This is a genomic window from Streptomyces sp. SGAir0957 (assembly GCF_043523415.1).
Genome location: NZ_CP027293.1, coordinates 6096388 through 6109596 on the forward strand (window position 1 = coordinate 6096388; position 13209 = coordinate 6109596).

Below are 13209 nucleotides of genomic sequence, written 5' to 3' on the forward strand. Positions count from 1 at the left end.
GGTTCCCCCCCGCTCAGTGGTAGCTGTGCACCACCGCGTGGCCCTTGCCCCTGCCGATCATCCAGCGGTTCACCGGGGTCGTGACCACGAAGGCGATCGCCAGTGACGCCAGCAGGGAGATCCAGAACAGGGCGTCCTTCAGCTCCGCGTCCATCGCGCTCGGCCACAGGGCGATGACCCCGTTGTCGATCAGCTCCATCACCGCGATCGACAGCGTGTCCGCGGCCAGCGCCACCCGGAACGCCGTCCTGAAGCCCACGCCCGCGGACAGGACTCCGCGCAGCGTCAACGAGTAGCCGAAGACGAAGGCGAGCGCGATCGCCAGGATCGTCGTCGGCACATTGCCCCAGCCGAGCGCCGTGCCGATCACCATGCCCAGGATCTCGCCTATGGCGCAGCCCGTCAGGCAGTGCAGTGTGGCCTGGGCGGCCGTGGACCAGGTTGTTTTGTGGTTGTGGTTGTGGTTGTGGTTGTGGTCGTGGTCGTGGTCGCCGCCGTGCGGTGTTTGTGTGTCTTGCATCTGTACCCCCAGGTGTTGCGGCTTCTGTGGTAACCACATACCCCCTGGGGGTATTCCTCAGGAGGCTCTGAGTTCCTTCAAGCGTGCTATGTCCGCCGCGTTCGTCTCCTTGCCGCCCGGCGTCTCCACGATCAGCGGGACGCCCTCCGTCGCCGGGTGCGTCATCAGTTCGCGGAACGGGTCCGCTCCGATGTGGCCCGCGCCGATGTTCTCGTGGCGGTCCTTGTGGGCGCCCACGACGTCCTTCGAGTCGTTGGCGTGGATCAGCTTGAGGCGGCCCTCGCCGATCGTGTCCACGAGCAGGTCCAGGGTCTGCTTCATGCCGCCCGGGCCCGCGAGGTCGTGGCCCGCCGCGTAGATGTGGCAGGTGTCCAGGCAGACGCCCAGCTTCGGGTGGTGGTCCAGGGCGTCGAAGTACGGGCCGAAGTCCCACGTGCGGGCGCAGAGCGATGCGCCCTGGCCCGCGGTCGACTCCAGGAGGAGGAAGGGGTCGTCCTCGTGGGTCAGCTCGTCGAGGAGCGGGAGCAGGTGTGCGCGGACCTGGGCCAGTGCCACCGGCCTGTCGCGGCCGCCAGTCGCCGAGCCCGTGTGGACCACTACGCCCAGGGCGCCGATGTCCCGGGCGCGGCGGAGGGAGTGCCGCATCGACGTGACGCTGTTCTCCACCGTCGCCTCGGTGTGCGAGCCGAAGTTGATCAGGTACGGGGCGTGGACGTAGGCCGGGATGTCCTCGGCGGCGCAGCGGGCGCGGAACGCCTCGTCCTGCTTGGGGTTGCCGGGAGGTGTGGCCCAGCCGCGCGGGTTGGCCACGAAGACCTGGACGGTCTCGGCCTTCACGTCCTGGGCGTACTGGAGGCCTACGGTGGCCAGGCCGCCGGCGACCGGGACGTGGCCGCCGATGGGGTTGCGGGGGGTTCGGGTGTTCATCGTGTCCAGGATTTCATGAGTGGTGGGTGCGGTGCGCGCGGTGAAGGGAGGGGGGTCGCCTCAGTCGTGTTCAGCGGCCTCTGGTTCGATTCGGCAGGTGTTGGGGTGGGTGCGGGGGCGGCCGGGGTATGTCCGTGCTCGCCATCTTGATGGCATCGCCGGTTGCGTTGGTCGCCGCCACCGCGTGAACTGTGCTGCGCGCGGACATACCCCGGCCGCCCCCTCCCGTCTCGTCTCCGGCTGACCCACCGCCCAGCGTCCGGCCGTCTCCTCCGGCGGACCGGCCGTCTCGTCTCCGGCTGCCCCGCCGAGCCGTCCGGCCTTTGACCGACTCGCTGTCCGCCGTCGCAGCGTCCGGCGGTCTCCTCCGGCTGATCGGCTGTCTCGTCTCTGGCCGACCTGCCGTCCGGCCTCTGGCCGACTACTCGCTGTCCGCCGTCGGGCGTCCGGCGGTCTCATCCGGCTGACCAGCCGTTCGCCTCCGGCCGACTCGCCGTCCAGCGTTCGGCTGACCGGCCGGCCGTTCGTTTCCGGCCGACCCGCCGCCCAGCTTCTGGCTGACCCGCCGTCCAGCGCCTGGCTGGCCAGCTGTTCGTGCTGGCTGACCGGCCGTTCAGCCTCGGGCTGTCTCACTGGCTGACCAGCCGTTAGTCTCCCGCTGGCCCGCTGGCCCGCTGGCCCGCTGGCCCGCTGGCCCGCTGGCCCGCCGTCCGTCTCCGGCCGACCCACCGACCGACTGATCGGCCGGCAGGCCCATCGTGTCCGGGGGAGGCCGGGCTAGCGGATTGTGATCTTGATGGTGGAGCCCTTTGGGGCCTTGTCGCCCGGGTTTACCGACTGGTTCTTCACCGTGTCGCCGAACAGGCCCAGGAGGCCGCGGTCCTCGTCCACCTCGAAGCCCGCGCTCTCCAGGGCGTCGTGGGCCTCGTCCACGCTCATGCCCTCGACGTCCGGGACCTCGATGAGGGGCGGGCCCTTTGAGATCGTCAGGGTCACCGTGTCGCCCTCGGAGAGTTGGCCGTCCTTCGGGGACTGGCGGGCCACGTCGCCCTTGTCCTCGTCGGATGTGACGCGGGTCGTGGCGATCTCCGCCTTGAGGCCCGCCTCTTCCAGTTCCGCCACGGCGTCCTGCTCGGACTCGCCCGTGACGTCGGGGACGTCGACCGGGGCGCCCTTGGAGACGACGAGGGCCACCGCGGAGCCGGAGGCGCGGGTGGTGCCCGCCTCGGGGTCCGTGCTGATCACGGAGCCCTTAGCGATGTCCTCGCTGAACTCCTTGGTGACCATGCCCGGTGCCAGGCCCTGTTTCTTCAGGTCGCTCCTCGCGGTGGAGAGGCGGGTGCCCTCCAGGTCGGGGACCTTCACCGTCTTGGGGCCCTTGGACACGGTGAGGTTCACCGTGCCGTCGTCGCGGATGCGGCTCCTCGCCTTCGGGTCCGTGCCCATGACCGTGCCGCGCTTGTACGCGTCGCTGTATTCGTAGGTGACCTTGCCGCCGGGGTGGAGGCCCGCCTCGTCCAGGCGCTTCTTCGCCTCGGCCTCGGTCTTGGCGAGGAGCGGGGGGACCTCGGTGAACTGGCCGGCGTTTATGTACCAGACGCCCGCGCCGATGCCGAGGACCAGGAGGAGGGTCGCGATGATCGCGAACCTGGCGCGGTTCTGGGTGCGTGGCCTGGGTGGTGGCGGAGGTGGGGACTGCAGGCGGCTTGTTCGGTTCTCCGGGGGCGGCTGCACTGCGCGGGGGAGCACGCTCGTGCGGTTCTCCGCACCCGCGTGCTGCGTCTCGTGGGCCTGCGGGGGCGCCGCGTCCAGTTCGGTCTCGGTCAGGGTCGCGTGGGCCTCGCGGGTGCGTGCGAGGAGTTCCACGGCGTCCTGGGGGCGGACCTGCGGTGAGCGGGCGGTCGCCGTCGCCACCAGGGTGTCCAGGGCCGTCGGCAGTCCGGGGACGGCTGTGGACGGTGCGGGCACGTCCTCGTTCAGGTGCTTGTACAGGACCTGGGCCGCGGTGTCGCCGCTGTGCGGCTTGTCGCCCGTCAGCATCTCGTAGAGGACCACGCCGCACGCGTAGACGTCCACGCCCGGTGTGGCGACGTTGTCCTCGATCTGCTCCGGGGCCAGGTACGAGACCGTGCCGAGCAGGGTGCCGGTGGTGTTCGTGACCGTGTCCACCGCCCGGACGAGGCCGAAGTCCGCCACCTTCACCCGGCCGTCGTCCCCTATGAGGATGTTCTCCGGCTTCATGTCCCGGTGCACGAAACCCGCGCGGTGCGCCGCCCCGAGCGCGGCGAGGACCGGCTCCAGGATGTCGAGCGCCGCACGGGGGCGCAGGGCGCCCCGGTCGCGCAGTACGTCACGCAGCGTGCAGCCCGCGATGTACTCCATCGCCAGATAGACGTACGCGCCCTCGGCGCCCTGGTCGAAGACGCCCACGACGTTCGGGTGGTCCAGGCGGGCCACCGACTTGGCCTCGCGGATGAAGCGCTCCACGAACGTCACGTCCGTGGCGAGCGACGGGTGCATCACCTTGAGCGCGAGCACGCGGTCCAGTCGGGTGTCCACGGCCCGGTAGACCGTGGCCATCCCGCCGACCGCGATCCGTGCGTCGATGCGGTACCGGCCGTCGAGCACATGCCCGAGCAACGGGTCCTGAAGGGTCGTGTCCACGCAGGCGAGTGTACGAGGAGTGACTGACAGAGCCCGTTCCCGCTGCGGGACCGGGCCCGTACTGCAGCAGAGCTGTGACCGTCTCAGAAGGCCGGGCGCTCCGGGTCGAGACGGGCCCGGCCCTCGGTGGGCGAGGAGGCCTCGGCGAAGTGGCGCCGGGGGATGCGGCCCGCCCGGTGCGCGAGACGGCCCGCCTCCACCGCGTGCCGCATGCCCTCGGCCATGAGCACCGGCTCCTGGGCGCGGGTCACCGCCGAGGCGAGCATCACACCCGCGCAGCCCAGCTCCATGGCGAGCGCGACGTCGGACGCCGTGCCCGCGCCCGCGTCCAGGATCACCGGCACGCGCGCGTGCTCGACGATCAGCTCGAAGTTGTGCGGGTTGCGGATGCCGAGGCCCGAACCGATGGGGGAGCCGAGCGGCATGATCGCCGCGCAGCCCACGTCCTCCAGCTTGCGCGCCAGGACCGGGTCGTCGTTCGTGTAGGGGAGGACGGTGAAGCCGTCGTCCACCAGGGTTTCCGCCGCCTCCAGCGTTTCTATCGGGTCGGGGAGGAGGGTTCGTTCGTCCGCGATCACTTCCAGTTTGATCAGGTTCGTGTTCAGGGCTTCGCGGGCCAGGCGGGCCGTCAGGGTCGCTTCTCCCGCTGTATAGCAGCCCGCCGTGTTCGGCAGTACCTGGATGTTCAGCTTCTCCAGGACCGAGAGGACCGAGCCGTGCACGGTCGCGTTCACGCGGCGCATCGCCACGGTGGTGAGTTCGGTGCCCGACGCGGTCAGCGCGCGTTCCAGGACGTCCAGGCTCGGGGCGCCGCCCGTGCCCATGATCAGGCGGGAGGAGTAGGTCGTGTCTCCCAGGATGAAAGCGTCGTCCGCCATGTCAGCCTCCTTGCACCGCGGTGAGGACCTCCACGCGGTCGCCTTCGTTCAGTTCTGTCGCCTGCCAGCGGGTGCGCGGGACGACCGTCTCGTTCAGGGCGGCCGCCACGCCGGAGTGGGCGGTCGTGAGCGTGGTCACGAGCGTGGCGAGGGTGGTTCCGGCCGTCACCGCTCGTGGCTCGCCGTTCAGGGTCACGTTCATGCGGGCTGCTCCGAGGTGGCCAGGGCGGGGGCGGGCGCCGCCGGGAAACGGTCCGGGGCGAAGGGGGCCGCTTCCGGCGGGAGTTCACCCGTCGTCAGGGCGTGGGCCATCGCGTCGCCCGTGACCGGGGTCAGCAGCACTCCGTTGCGGTAGTGGCCCGTCGCCAGGAGGAGGCCGGGCAGGGCCGTCGGGCCGAGGAGCGGGGCGTTGTCCGGGGAGCCCGGGCGCAGGCCCGCGCAGGTCTCCGTCAGCGGGAGTTCCGTGATGCCGGGGACCAGTTCGTGGGCGTCGCGCAGGAGTTCGTAGACGCCGCCCGCCGTGACCGTCGTGTCCCAGCCGAGCTCCTCGCTGGTGGCGCCCACGACGAGTTCGCCGTTGACCCTCGGCACCAGGTACAGGTGGCTGCCGCGGACCACCGCGCGGATCGTGCGGCTGAGGAACGGCGCGTACCGCGGCGGCACCGTCAGGCGCAGGACCTGGCCCTTCACCGGGCGGACCGGTGGGCGCACCTCGTCCGGGACGCCGGGGAGCGAGGCGCTGTGGCTGCCCGTCGCCAGGACCGTCTGACCGGCTGTCAGGGCGGTGCCGTCGGTCAGGGTCACGCCCTGCGCTCTGTCCTGGATCACTGAGAGGCGTTCGGCCCTCTGGCGGTGGAAGGTCACCCCCGCGCGTTCGCAGGCCGTCACAAGGGCGCTCGCGAGTCTTCTCGGGTCGATCTGGTGGTCGCCGTCGACCCGCAGGCCCCCGCGCACGCCCGGTGCGAGCATCGGCTCCAGGCGGCGGCACTCGCGGCCCGACAGCCATACGGACTCCAGGCCCGACTTCCGCTGGAACGCGTGCAGTTCGCGCAGGTGCGCCCGGTCGTCCGCGTCCAGGGCGACCGCGAGCGTGCCGCACGCGCGGTAGCCGAGGTCCTGGCCGCTCGCCTCGGACAGCTCCGCCGCGAACCGCGGATAGCGGCGCGCCGACTCGACGTTCAGAGCGAGCAGCGTCTGCTCGCCGTAGTGCAGTTCGGTGACCGCGGCCAGCATTCCGGCCGCGACCTGGGCGGCCCCGCCGCCCGGTCCGGGGTCCACGACCGCGACCGACAGGCCGCGCTGCGCGGTCCGCCACGCCGTGACGAGACCGATGATGCCGCCCCCGACGACCAGTACGTCGGTGGCTTCGGTGGGAATACGCGACATGGGCGTCCAGCCCCTCCCTTCGCCGGCATGACCCGGATCAGGTTCGTACGGTCGGAGGCCGCTCCAGCCTCCCTCTCAGCCCGCTGCGTACGGGCTCCCGCGAGTGCTCTACGTCGGTCACTCTAACTCTTGGGCGCGAGCCGCAGTAAGTACGGGCGCAGGTGCGGACGGCGGCTTGATCTCTAAACCAGTGACACGTGTGCAGGACGTCACGGCGCGGGAGTGGCCCGCACCGCTGACCGACGCAAGATCAGATGCCTAAGGTGATCCGGTGAGCGAGCAACCGAGCGGCAACGGGACATCTCAGGGGCGACGGCACGTCGTCATCGTCGGCGCGGGGATGGCCGGCGTGCAGACCGCCGTGGCCCTGCGCGAACAGGGCTTCGCGGGCGACGTCACGCTGATCGGCGCCGAACCCCATCCGCCCTACGACCGGCCGCCGCTCTCCAAGGCCGTCCTGCTCGGCAAGGCCGACGGGTCCGCCTTCGACGTGGACTTCGCCGCCCTGGGCGTCACCGTCGAGCTGGGGCGCGAGGTCACCGGTGTGCGGCCCGCCGATCATGAGCTCGACACCGCCGGCGGGCCCGTCTCCTACGACGTCCTGGTCGTCGCCACCGGTGCCGAACCCGTCCGGCTGCCCGGCGCCGACGCCGTCCCCGGCGTGCATCTGCTGCGCACCCTCGACGACGCCGAGCGGCTGCGGCCCGTCCTCGCCGAGCAGCGCGACGTGGTGGTCGTGGGCGCCGGGTGGATCGGCGCCGAGTTCGCCACCGCGGCCCGCGAGGCCGGCTGCCGCGTCACCGTCGTGGAGGCCGCCGGGCGGCCGCTGGCCGGGGCGCTGCCCGCCGAGATCGCCGCGCCCATGTCGGCCTGGTACGCCGACGCCGGGGCCCACCTGCGCACCCACGCGCGCGTGGAGCACATCGAGCCCGGGTTCGTGGCCCTGGACGACGGGACGCGGCTGCCCGCCGGAGCCGTCGTCATCGGCATCGGGGCCCGGCCCGCCACCGGCTGGCTGGCCGGTTCCGGGATCGACCTGGGCGAGCACCGGGAGGTCGTCGCCGACGCCGGGCTGCGGACCTCCGTGCCCGATGTCTACGCCGTCGGGGACTGCTCCTCCTTCCCCTCGGCGCGCTACGGCGAGCGCCTGCTCGTCCACCACTGGGACAACGCCTTGCAGGGGCCCCGGACCGTCGCGGCGAACATCATCGGCGAGACACCGGCCGTGTACGACCCCGTGCCCTACTTCTGGTCCGAGCAGTTCGGGCGGTTCGTGCAGTACGCGGGGCACCACCGTGCCGCCGACACGACCGTGTGGCGCGGGGACCCGGCCGGTGCGGCCTGGTCCGTGTGCTGGCTGCGCGAGGGGGCCCTGGTGGCCGTCCTGGCCGTCGGCAAGCCCCGCGACCTCGCCCAGGGGCGCAAACTCATCGAGGCGGGCACCGTGCTCGACCCGGAGCTGCTGGCCGATCCCGCCCGGCCGCTGAAGTCCGCCGCGGCCTGAGGCGCCGCCGCGGCCGTAAAAACACCTGGTCAGCCCGGTCCGGCTTTCCGACTGTCAGTCCTAGATGGCACGCTTGTCCTGTGACCGAGATTGACGCAAAGACCGATGCTCTCGTCCCCGACTGGCTCACCCTTCCCGACATCGCCGAGCGGCTCGGCGTCGAGGTGACGCGCGTGCGCCAGCTGGTGAAGGAGGGCCAGGTGATCGCTGTACGCCGCGGTGAGAACCGGGCGCTGCACGTGCCCGCCGCCTTCATCGACGGCGACAAGATCGTCAAGGGCCTCACCGGCACCCTGACGCTCCTGCGGGACGACGGCTTCAGCGACGAAGAGATGCTGGAGTGGCTCTTCACCCCCGACCCGACCCTGCCGGGCACGCCCGCGCAGGCCCTGAGCGAGAATCGCGGCACGGAGGTGAAGCGCCGCGCCCAGGCGCTCGCCGTCTGACCTGACAACCGTCCGGTGTGCGTGCCACGCGCGCGTGGCACGCACACCACGACCATCAACGGGGGATGTCCCATGGCCGACCCGCAGCGCGCCCTGCTCGCCGATGCCCGGCTCTACCTGTGCACCGACGCCCGCAAGCGCCAGGGCGACCTGCCGGAGTTCCTCGACGCCGTGCTCGCGGGCGGCGTGGACATCGTGCAGCTGCGGGACAAGGGCATGGAGGCCGGTGAGGAGCTGGAGCACCTCGCCGTGTTCGCCGACGCGGCCCGCCGCCACGGCAAGCTCTTCGCGGTCAACGACCGGGCGGACGTCGCGCACGCGAGCGGCTCGGACGTGCTCCACCTCGGCCAGGGCGACCTGCCCGTCCCCGCGGCCCGCGCCCTCCTGGGCGACGACGTCCTCATAGGCCGCTCCACGCACGCCGACGCGGAGGCCGACGCGGCCGCCTTCCAGGAAGGCGTGGACTACTTCTGCACCGGTCCGTGCTGGCCGACACCGACGAAGCCGGGCCGCCACGCGCCCGGCCTGGACCTCGTGCGGCACACCGCCGCCCTCGGGACCGACCGCCCCTGGTTCGCCATCGGCGGCATCGACCTGGGGAACCTGGATCAGGTCCTGGAGGCCGGGGCCCGTCGCGTCGTCGTCGTCCGCGCCCTCACCGAGGCCGACGACCCCGGGGCCGCCGCGGCCGAGTTCGCCAAGCGCCTGCGTTCGATCTGAACCGCCACCCCCCTCGGCGGCGGCGCCGTCGGGGTCTGTCCGGAAGCTGGACGGGGATTATGGGCAACCAGCATCCCTCAGTAACCTGCCCGTATGGCCTTTGGCACCGCTTCCACCAGGACTGATCGAGCCCGCACCGTGCGCGACATGCTCGCGGCCGGGAAGACGACGTACTCGTTCGAATTCTCCGCCCCGAAAACCGCGAAGGGCGAGCGCAACCTGTGGAACGCCCTGCGCAGGGTCGAGGCCGTGTCGCCCGACTTCGTCTCCGTGACCTACGGCGCGGGCGGCTCCACGCGCGCGGGCACGGTAAAGGAGACCGAGCAGATCGTCGCCGACACGACGCTGACGCCGGTCGCCCACATCACCGCCGTCGAGCACTCGGTCGCCGAACTGCGCAACATCATCGGGCAGTACGCCGACGCCGGGATCCGGAACATGCTCGCCGTGCGCGGAGACCCGCCCGGTGACCCGATGGGCGACTGGATCTCCCACCCCGAGGGGCTGACGTACGCGGCCGAGCTCGTCGAGCTGATCAAGGAGTCGGGGGACTTCTGCGTCGGCGTCGCCGCGTTCCCGGCCATGCATCCGCGCTCCGCGGAGTGGGACACCGACGTGCGGCACTTCGTCGACAAGTGCCGGGCGGGCGCCGACTACGCGATCACGCAGATGTTCTTCTACCCGGAGGAGTACCTGCGGCTGCGCGACCGGGTCGCCGCGGCGGGCTGCGAGACGCCGATCATCCCCGAATGCATGCCGGTCACGAGCGTGCGCATGCTCGAGCGGCTGCCGAAGCTGAGCAACGCCGACTTCCCGCCGGCGCTGAAAGAGCGCATCCTCACAGCCAAAGACGATCCGGCCGCTGTACGCTCCATTGGCATCGAGTTCGCGACGGAGTTCTGCGCGAAGCTGCTTGACGAGGGTGTCCCGGGTCTGCACTTCATTACGCTCAACAACTCCACGGCGACGCTGGAGATCTACGAAAATCTGGGCCTGCACGAACAGCGGGCCTGATGGGCCGTACCCGCGCGGGGTCACGGCCGTACGAGAGGGGCGTACATGGGCTGGGCGGTCCTCTACATCGCGTTCGGACTGGTGGCACTCTGGCTCCTCGGTGAGGTGCTGCTGCAGTACAAGGCACGGCTCCGCTGGCGCCTGCTGGCCTTCGGCGGCTTCCTCGGGGTCGTCCTCGGTGTCCTGCTGCCGTCGGTGCTCGTCATCGCGGCCGGCGCCATCGCCTTCGCGGTCGGCCAGACGTACGTGACGCTGTCGTTCCGCAGCGGCTTCGCGTCCGGCTGGGCGCTGAAGAACAAGCCGGGTGCCGAGGAAGGCGGGAGCAAACGCCGCCGCAAGGAGCCGGTCCGCCAGGAACCCCAGCTGGAGGTCTCGGACCTGGAGTACGGGCAGGGTGAGCAGGCGTCCGCCCAGGACTACCCGCAGCCCCCCGAGAGCCCGGCCGAGTCCACCGCGGTCTACGCCACCACCGAGCCGATGCCCGACGACACCGGCCAGTACGGCGTCTACAGCGACACCGCCTACGCCCAGACCGCGCACGGCCAGCAGGGCCAGCAAGGTCACGAGCAGCAGAGCTACGGGTACGACACCGCGTCCTACGGCTACGACCAGCAGGGCTACGGCTACGACACCGGGCAGCAGGGTTACGCCGCGCCCTACTCGGACCCGTACATCGGCGGCCAGTCCTACCCGGCGCAGACCCAGTACGGCGACGCGTACGGCACGGGGCAGCAGCAGTACGGCGACCCGTACGCGGTGGGCTACGGCACGGACACCCCTCCGGGCGGCGTCTGGGTGCCGCAGCAGCGCAACACCGAGGGCCAGCAGCAGAACTACGGCGGCGAACTGCCGCCCGAGCAGACCTACCCCGGGTACCCGCAGCACGACCCGAACGCCGGGTACGACAACGGGTACGACGAGCAGCAGTACCGGTACTGACCCGCCCCCCCCGGGCGGAGCGGCAGGACCGCTCGGCCCGGCGTCCTGGCACGCCGCGGCTCACTGCGAGCCGCGGAACTCCGGGCCCTCCACGATCAGACCGGCCACGAGCGCCCCGGACATGCCCGCGTGCGGCAGCCCGCCGCCGGGGTGCGACCAGCCGCCCACCGCGAACAGGCCCGGCAGCTCCGTCGTGTTCGAGGGATGCAACAGCCTGCCCTGTGCGGCGGCCAGGGCAGGCGCTGGGACCGCCCCGCCCACCGCCCCGGTCTCCTCGGCGATGTCGCGGGGCGTACGGACCTCGTGCCACAGGAGCCGGTCGCGCAGTCCGGGCACGGCCCGCCCGGCGGCCGCGAGGACCGCGTCCACGTCGGTCTCGTCCACGCGCGCGTGGGGCGGCACGGTCACGGTGACGGTGGCCGCCTCGTGTGCGGCGTCCGGGACCTGGGACGGCTCGCCGGGGCGCAGCACCGTCACCGTCGGCCGCACGGGCCGCGGGCCGTCCTCGAACAGCCACGCCAGCTCGGCGCCCCGGTCCGCGCCGTGCACGACCGTGCGGTGCGGGGTGCCCTCGGGCCGCGCCCCGCGCAGCGCCAGATGGACCGTGAGCCGGCTGGGCACGCCCGCCTCGGGACGCGCCGGGACCCCGGCCCGCAGCGCCCGGTCCGGCACCAGCGCGTCCAGCACGCCCGGTGCGACGCCCGCCACCACGAAGTCGGCGTCCTCGACGGCGCCCCCGGCAAGCTCGACACCGGCCGCGCGGCCGTCCTTGACGACGATCCGGGTGACGTCCGCGCCGAAGACGAACTCGACCCGGCGCTCCAGGCAGCGCGCGTACACCGCGTCCGCGAGCGCCCGCATGCCTCCGGTCACCGCCCACGTCCCGAAGGTCTGCTCCATGTACGGCAGCACGGCCGCGCTCGCCGGTGCCGTACGGGGGTCGAGGCCGTACGCGAGCGCGTACTGCTCCAGGAGCGCCACCAGGCGCGGGTCCCCGCCGAGCTCGAAGGTGCCGATCTCGCCGAGCGTCGTCGCCGTGCGGTCCTTGCGGAGCAGTCGCCGCGCCGTCACCGCCGGGTACGGTTCGCGGTCGGCGAGCACCTGCCAGTTGGGCCACAGCGGCTCTTCGAGGAGCGGGCGGCGGGAGCGGTCCCAGGCCTCGCGCGCCCGGTCCATGAACGCCGACCAGCGCGCGCCCGCGCCCGCGCCGACCACCGCGTCCAGCGCCTCGGCGACGCCCGCACGCCGCGCGTTCGGCAGGTCCGCCGCCGTGCCGTCCGCGAAGACGTGCCGCACCGCCGGCTCGACCTGGGTGAGGCCGACCAGCTCCTCCAGCGGCTTTCTGCCCGTCTTGACGAACAGGTCGCGGTAGACGGCGGGCAGGGGGAGCAGCCCGGGGCCCGTGTCGAAGACGAAGCCGTCGCGCTCCAGGCGGCCGACGGCGCCCCCGTACGTCGCCGCGCGCTCCAGGACCACCGGTCGGTGGCCCGCGACGGCCAGCCGAGCGGCGGCCGCCATGGCGCCCAGACCTGCGCCGATCACCGCGATTCGTGCCATGCCAGGGACTTTATCGGCCGCCACTGACATGGCGGCCCGCAGGTCACGGCGGCGGCGCCTCACGCGCGAGGCGCTTGTCCGCCTGCCGCTGGGCGCGCCTGCGCAGGAACCGGCGGATGCGCCGAACCAGCAGGAACAGCGTCAGGAGGCCGAGGACGAGCAGCACCGCGGCGATGATCGCGGCCGCCTCGGGGTGGAACATCGCGAACGTCACGATGCCGCCGACCCCGAGGTCCTCGGCAAGGCTGAGCACGAAGTTCGACGCCGGTTCGGGCGAGGTGTTGACCGCCATCCGCGTCCCGGCCTTCACCGCGTGGCTGGCCAGCGCCGTGGAGCCGCCGATCGCGCCCGCCGCCAGGTCGGACAGCGACCCGCTCTGCCCGGCGAGCAGCGCCCCGACGACCGCGCCCGACACCGGCCTGATCACCGTGTGCACGGTGTCCCAGGCCGAGTCCACGTACGGGATCTTGTCGGCGACGGCCTCGCACAGGAAGAGCACGCCGGCCGCGATCAGGACGTCCGGACGCTGCAGCGACTCGGGGACCTCGTCGGTCAGGCCGGTCGCGCCGAAGATGCCGAGCAGCAGGACCACCGCGTACGCGTTGATGCCGCTCGCCCAGCCGCTGGTGAACACCAGGGGGAGTACGGACACGC

At 72.2% G+C, this 13209-nt stretch carries 13 protein-coding genes and 1 riboswitch; of the genes, 5 read left to right on the plus strand and 8 right to left on the minus strand.

Translation table 11 applies throughout. The annotated features are described in order from the left end of the window. Nucleotides 1–13 precede the first annotated feature (13 nt). From C1N81_RS32405 to thiO, 6 genes are all read right to left on the minus strand, one after another. Nucleotides 14–520, minus strand: a complete 507-nt coding sequence (locus tag C1N81_RS32405; RefSeq protein WP_394434859.1) for a DUF4396 domain-containing protein — start codon at nt 518–520, stop codon at nt 14–16. A 57-nt stretch (nt 521–577) separates the two neighbouring features. Further along, nucleotides 578–1447, minus strand: a complete 870-nt coding sequence (locus tag C1N81_RS32410) for a deoxyribonuclease IV (RefSeq protein WP_394434860.1) — start codon at nt 1445–1447, stop codon at nt 578–580. A gap of 777 nt (nt 1448–2224) precedes the next feature. Then, nucleotides 2225–4111, minus strand: coding sequence for a Stk1 family PASTA domain-containing Ser/Thr kinase (gene pknB, locus C1N81_RS32415; RefSeq protein WP_394434861.1), 1887 nt, complete (start codon nt 4109–4111; stop codon nt 2225–2227). An 83-nt stretch (nt 4112–4194) separates the two neighbouring features. Continuing rightward, a complete protein-coding gene (locus tag C1N81_RS32420; protein ID WP_394434862.1) occupies nt 4195–4989 on the minus strand; it encodes a thiazole synthase in 795 nt (264 codons plus the stop codon). Between the two features lies 1 nt (nt 4990). Further along, entirely contained in the window at nt 4991–5191 is a 201-nt protein-coding gene (thiS, locus tag C1N81_RS32425; protein WP_394434863.1) for a sulfur carrier protein ThiS, read from the minus strand. Continuing rightward, complete coding sequence (thiO, locus tag C1N81_RS32430) at nt 5188–6375, minus strand: glycine oxidase ThiO (protein WP_394434864.1); 1188 nt, start codon at nt 6373–6375, stop codon at nt 5188–5190. Before thiO ends, thiS begins: the two co-directional genes overlap by 4 nt. Beyond that, nucleotides 6373–6486: riboswitch (TPP riboswitch) on the minus strand. Its footprint overlaps the gene before it by 3 nt. Before the next feature lie 160 nt (nt 6487–6646). On the opposite strand from thiO, the gene C1N81_RS32435 reads away from it, so the two are divergent. The 5 genes from C1N81_RS32435 (at nt 6647) to C1N81_RS32455 (ending at nt 10998) form a co-directional block, all read left to right on the plus strand. Next, a complete protein-coding gene (locus C1N81_RS32435) occupies nt 6647–7879 on the plus strand; it encodes an NAD(P)/FAD-dependent oxidoreductase (protein WP_394434865.1) in 1233 nt (410 codons plus the stop codon). A gap of 80 nt (nt 7880–7959) precedes the next feature. Beyond that, nucleotides 7960–8325: an Rv2175c family DNA-binding protein gene (locus C1N81_RS32440; protein WP_394434866.1), complete on the plus strand. Its 366-nt coding sequence runs from the start codon at nt 7960–7962 to the stop codon at nt 8323–8325. Nucleotides 8326–8397: 72 nt separating this feature from the next. Next, entirely contained in the window at nt 8398–9045 is a 648-nt protein-coding gene (gene thiE / locus C1N81_RS32445; RefSeq protein WP_394434867.1) for a thiamine phosphate synthase, read from the plus strand. 93 nt (nt 9046–9138) lie between these two features. Next, nucleotides 9139–10059: a methylenetetrahydrofolate reductase [NAD(P)H] gene (metF, locus tag C1N81_RS32450; RefSeq protein WP_394434868.1), complete on the plus strand. Its 921-nt coding sequence runs from the start codon at nt 9139–9141 to the stop codon at nt 10057–10059. A gap of 45 nt (nt 10060–10104) precedes the next feature. Then, a complete protein-coding gene (locus tag C1N81_RS32455; protein ID WP_394434869.1) occupies nt 10105–10998 on the plus strand; it encodes a hypothetical protein in 894 nt (297 codons plus the stop codon). Nucleotides 10999–11058: 60 nt separating this feature from the next. On the opposite strand, the gene C1N81_RS32460 is transcribed toward C1N81_RS32455, so the two are convergent. Further along, nucleotides 11059–12555 (minus strand): phytoene desaturase family protein, encoded by a 1497-nt coding sequence (locus C1N81_RS32460; protein WP_394434870.1) that lies wholly within the window; start codon nt 12553–12555, stop codon nt 11059–11061. Nucleotides 12556–12598: 43 nt separating this feature from the next. Beyond that, a complete protein-coding gene (locus tag C1N81_RS32465) occupies nt 12599–13207 on the minus strand; it encodes a DUF4126 domain-containing protein (RefSeq protein WP_394434871.1) in 609 nt (202 codons plus the stop codon). Nucleotides 13208–13209 lie beyond the last annotated feature (2 nt).